Here is a 4889-nt window from a genome sequence, read left to right as displayed (position 1 = left end):
GGCGCTGAGTTGGCTCACATGAGCCAGCCAGTGGTGAAAGGCTTGAGTATCCATGATGGGCAGACCTCACGAGCGGATGCCTGCCATAAAGCTTAGTCCTTGCAACACAGTCTTGGGACATAGCCTTTTTTATGGCTGCCCGTCAGCGCTATGTTTGCAACGGTGACCCGGCCTACAAATCGCCCCAGAGTTGTTGCGCCACGCTAAGCGCCACCACTGGCGCGGTCTCGGTGCGCAGCACCCGCGGGCCCAGACGGGCGGCGTGGAAGCCTTGGCTCTGCGCCTGGGCCACTTCGCCGTCGGTCAAACCACCCTCCGGGCCGATCAGAAAGGCCAGGGACTGCGGCTGCGGGTGGCTGGCCCAGGGTTCGGCGACCGGATGCAGCACCAGTTTCAAGTCGGCGTGAACCTGCTCCAGCCAGTCGCTCAGGCTGATGGGCGGGTGAATGCTGGGGATCACCGAGCGGCCGCACTGTTCGCAGGCGCTGATGGCGATCTGCCGCCAGTGGGCCATGCGCTTGTCGGCGCGTTCGTCCTTCAGGCGCACTTCGCAGCGTTCGCTGACGATGGGGCTGATCTCTGTCACCCCCAGCTCGGTGGCTTTCTGGATCGCCCAATCCATGCGCTCGCCGCGCGACAGGCCCTGACCAAGATGAATATGCAGAGGCGATTCGGCCTGGCCAGCGAAGGTTTCGCGCAGTTCAACGCGCACGTTCTTCTTACCCGCCTCGATCAGTTCGCCGAGGAATTCCTGGCCGCTGCCGTCGAACAGTTGCACAGCGTCCCCCACGGCATGCCGCAACACGCGGCCGATATAGTGGGCCTGGGCTTCCGGCAGCTCGTGCTGGCCGAGGGACAGTGGGGCGTCGATAAAGAAACGGGATAGGCGCATGGGAGATAACTGCAAGCGGCAAGGTTAAGGCGGCAAGCTTAACGCCTCGGCCGTGCCGCTTACAGTGCAGACGCCACTGCTTAGCCCGGATCGCGAAAACCGGGATAGTTGGGATTGCCCTGGGCCACGCTGACTGAGGTACGGGTGGCGATATCGATGCCTTCGCTGGCCACCTCGGCGAGAAAGTCGATCTGCGCCTCGGTGATCACATAGGGCGGCAGGAAATACACCACGCTGCCCAGCGGCCGCAGCAGGGCGCCGCGCTCGAGGGCGTGTTGGAACACCTTGAGGCCGCGGCGTTCCTGCCAGGGGTAGGCGGTCTTGCTGGCCTTGTCCTGGACCATTTCGATGGCCAGGGCCATGCCGGTCTGGCGCACCTCGGCGACATGCGGATGATCGACCAGGTGCGCGGTGGCGCTGGCCATATGGCTGGCCAGAACCTTGTTGGCCTCGATTACATTGTCCTGCTCGAAGATATCCAGGGTCGCCAAGGCGGCGGCGCAGGCCAGCGGGTTGCCGGTGTAGCTGTGCGAATGGAGGAAGGCGCGCAGCGTGTCGTACTCGGCATAGAAGGCTTGATACACCTCGTTGGTGGTCAGGCAGGCGGCCAGCGGCAGGTAACCACCGGTCAGCGCCTTGGACAGGCAGAGAAAATCCGGACGGATGCCGACCTGTTCACAGGCGAACATGCTGCCGGTGCGGCCGAAGCCGACGGCGATTTCGTCGTGGATCAGGTGTACGCCATAGCGGTCGCAGGCCTCTCGCAAGAGCTTGAGGTAGATCGGGTGGTACATACGCATGCCGCCGGCGCCCTGGATCAGCGGCTCGACTATCACCGCGGCGACCTCATGGCCATGCTCGGCCAGGGCCTGTTCCATATGGCCGAACATCAGGCGCGAATGTGCTTCCCAGCTCACCCCCTCGGGGCGGAAATAGCAGTCCGGGCTGGGCACCTTGATGGTGTCGAGCAGCAGCGCCTTGTAGGTGTCGGTGAACAGCGCGACGTCGCCGACCGACATGGCGGCTATGGTCTCGCCGTGATAGCTGTTGCTCAGGGTGATAAAGCGCTTTTTCGCAGGCCTGCCGACGTTGAGCCAGTAGTGGAAGCTCATCTTCAGCGCGACTTCGATGCAGGATGAGCCGTTGTCGGCGTAGAACACCCGATCCAGCCCGGCCGGGGTCAGCTTGACCAGGCGCTCGGACAGCTCGATCACAGGTTGATGGCTAAAGCCGGCGAGTATCACGTGCTCCAGCTGATCGACCTGGTCCTTGAGGCGCTGATTGATCCGCGGGTTGGCGTGGCCGAACACGTTGACCCACCAGGAACTGACCGCGTCCAGATAGCGTTTGCCGTCGAAGTCTTCCAGCCATACCCCGTCACCGCGCTTGATCGGCACCAGGGGCAGCTGCTCATGGTCTTTCATCTGGGTGCAGGGGTGCCACAGCACGTTCAGGTCGCGTTGCATCCAGTGGTCGTTCAGGCTCATCGCTCGGCTCTCTCAATCATCTGCGCCAAGCCTATCAGAAGCGCCGCGACAGATGGACGGCACGCCAAGGCCGGCTTGATTGTCGCGAATAGCCGCCGGTTGCCTCTGCCGGGCCGCTGGTAGCGCTGCCGCTGAACTTAAACGGACATAGCTGGGCTAGTAGGCTTGCGGAAAAAACCATGGTTCAGCATCGTATTTCCCGATATTTCAAAGCGAAAAATTCCGCTTTTAATCGATTGCTTTGTTGCTAGTCTTGCCCGCTGATTTATTCCAGATCCCCTCCCACGGAAAGCTCTTAATGCAATGGCGTAACTCATCCTCCCGCTACGGTCTGGTCAGCATCCTGATGCATTGGCTGGTGGCGGTGCTGGTGTTCGGCTTGTTCGGCCTGGGCTACTGGATGGTCGGGTTGGATTACTACAGCAGCTGGTATAAAACCGCGCCGGATCTGCACAAGGGAATCGGCATCCTGCTGTTTGCATTGATGCTCGGCCGTCTGCTCTGGCGCTGGCTCAGCCCGCCGCCGGGCAACTTGCCCAACCATGGCCGGCTGACTCGCCTGGGCAGCCAGCTCGGCCATGGCTTCCTGTACCTGGGGCTGTTCGCGCTGCTGTTTACCGGCTACCTGATTCCCACCGCCGAGGGGCGCGGTATCCAGGTCTTCGGCCTGTTCGAAGTGCCGGCGAGCATCACCGGCATCCCCGATCAGGAGGATCTGATGGGGCTGGTGCATCAGTATTTGGCCTGGGTCCTGCTGATCTTTTCCCTTATCCACGGGCTGGCCGCAGTGAAGCATCACCTGATCGATCACGATCGCACCCTGCTGCGCATATTCGGGCGCTGATTGCGCAAGTTTTCGGCGGCCTGGAATAAGCCACGCCGTCACTGCACAACCTCAAGGAGAATCGCCATGTTGAAGAAAACCCTGGTTGCCCTGACCCTGGGTGCCGCACTGTTTGGCGCCGGCCAAGCCCTGGCCGCCGATTACGTGATCGACAAGGAAGGCCAGCACGCCTTCGTCAATTTCAAGATCAGCCACCTGGGCTACAGCTGGCTGTACGGCACCTTCAAGGACTTCGACGGCAGCTTTAGCTTCGATGAGAATAATCCGCAGGCCAGCAAGGTCAAGGTCAGCCTGAAAACGGCCAGCGTGGATACCAATAACGCCGAACGCGACAAGCACCTGCGCAGCGATGATTTCCTCAACGCCGGCCAGCACCCGACTGCGCAATTCGAGTCTACCTCGGTCAAATCCACCGGCGCAGGCACTGCCGATATCAGCGGCAACCTGACCCTCAATGGCGTGACCAAGCCGGTGGTGATAGCCGCCACCTTCGTAGGCCAGGGCGACGATCCCTGGGGCGGCTACCGCGCCGGTTTCGCCGGCAGCACCATGCTGAAACTGAAGGACTTCGCTATCCAGAAAGACCTAGGCCCGGCTTCCCAGGAAGTCGAACTGATTATCTCGGTTGAAGGTGTACGCCAGTAGGATGGGTTGCGTAGGTTGGGTTGAGGAGCGCAGCGACGAAGCCCAACAGCGATGGTTCTGGCGCAGCTGTAGGCGGTTTGCCTTGTTGGGCTTCGCTTAGCTCAGCCCAACCTACGATCAGCTAAAACAAGAACGCCGCCCAATGGGCGGCGTTCTTGTATACGGCTAGCTGACTATGACTCTTCGCGGTTGCGCGTCAGCAGGGCCGGCTTCTCGCCCCGTGGCCGCGCGCTCGCCAGCTCGTCGAGCTGCTCGGGCGTGGGGAAGCGGTCCAGGCGCGAGCCCTTGTGCACTATCACCGGTTGCTTGTCGCGGGGGCTTTTCACCGCCGCTTCTTGGCGTGGCAGCTCATCGCGGTTCAGCGAAGTGGTGCGGGTGTCGCGTGGCGGACGTGCACGGCCGGAGCCGTTACGGCCCTGGCCACCTTGACCGCCCGCGCCGGCGCCCTGGCGCCGACCTTGGCCGCCAGCACCAGCACCACCGGCACTTGCACCGCCGCTGTTGCTGCGTGGGCCTTTGCCGGCTGGACGCGCGCCTTGGCCGACGCCATTGCTGGCGCTCGGGCCGCTGGCGGCTGCAGGCGCACCGGGCCGACGGCCACGGTTCTGCTGCTTGTTCTGGTTCGGGCTGACATAGTCGGCACGGTTGCCGAAATTATCGATTTCATCGTCGCGGAACTCGTCCGGCGCGCGATCCGGAGGCAAGGCGGGCACCGCCGGCGCGGCGGCACGGGCCGAGGACGAGCTGCGCGGCTGTTGGCTGCGACCACCCTGGGGCTTGGCGGCACGGCTGTGTTCCTTGCCGCTGTCCTTACCCTTGTCCTTGCGTCCGCCGCCATGGCGCTCGCCTTCCGGCTTGGCCCCACGCGGCTGGCGCGGTTTCTGCGGTTCGCGCACTTCCGGGCGTTCGGCCTCGACTTTGCTGGCGTCGAAACCCAGCAGGTCGCCGTCGCCGATCTTCTGCTTGGTCATGCGCTCGATGCCCTTGAGCAGTTTCTCTTCGTCCGGCGCGACCAGGGAGA

4 protein-coding genes and 1 pseudogene are annotated in these 4889 nt (G+C 63.0%); 2 read left to right on the top strand and 3 right to left on the bottom strand.

Annotated features, from left to right (window positions below):
* Positions 1–172: 172 nt before the first annotated feature.
* Positions 173–892: a 16S rRNA (uracil(1498)-N(3))-methyltransferase gene (locus Q8Q83_RS11545; RefSeq protein WP_305623841.1), complete on the bottom strand. Its 720-nt coding sequence runs from the start codon at positions 890–892 to the stop codon at positions 173–175.
* 80 nt (positions 893–972) lie between these two features.
* Complete coding sequence (locus Q8Q83_RS11540) at positions 973–2379, bottom strand: adenosylmethionine--8-amino-7-oxononanoate transaminase (protein WP_305623840.1); 1407 nt, start codon at positions 2377–2379, stop codon at positions 973–975.
* 298 nt (positions 2380–2677) lie between these two features.
* On the opposite strand from Q8Q83_RS11540, the gene Q8Q83_RS11535 reads away from it, so the two are divergent.
* Together Q8Q83_RS11535 and Q8Q83_RS11530 are read left to right on the top strand one after the other, a co-directional pair.
* Positions 2678–3223 (top strand): cytochrome b, encoded by a 546-nt coding sequence (locus Q8Q83_RS11535; RefSeq protein ID WP_305623838.1) that lies wholly within the window; start codon positions 2678–2680, stop codon positions 3221–3223.
* Positions 3224–3289: 66 nt separating this feature from the next.
* Positions 3290–3868 (top strand): YceI family protein, encoded by a 579-nt coding sequence (locus Q8Q83_RS11530; RefSeq protein ID WP_305623836.1) that lies wholly within the window; start codon positions 3290–3292, stop codon positions 3866–3868.
* A 173-nt stretch (positions 3869–4041) separates the two neighbouring features.
* Here Q8Q83_RS11530 and Q8Q83_RS11525 read toward each other — a convergent pair.
* Positions 4042–4889, bottom strand: a pseudogene (locus Q8Q83_RS11525) (DEAD/DEAH box helicase); the annotation flags it as partial.

The organism is Pseudomonas sp., from assembly GCF_030696055.1.
Classification (GTDB): domain Bacteria; phylum Pseudomonadota; class Gammaproteobacteria; order Pseudomonadales; family Pseudomonadaceae; genus Aquipseudomonas.
The sequence above is the reverse complement of the archived record's forward strand: the minus strand, read 5'-3'. Positions and strand labels throughout refer to the sequence as shown.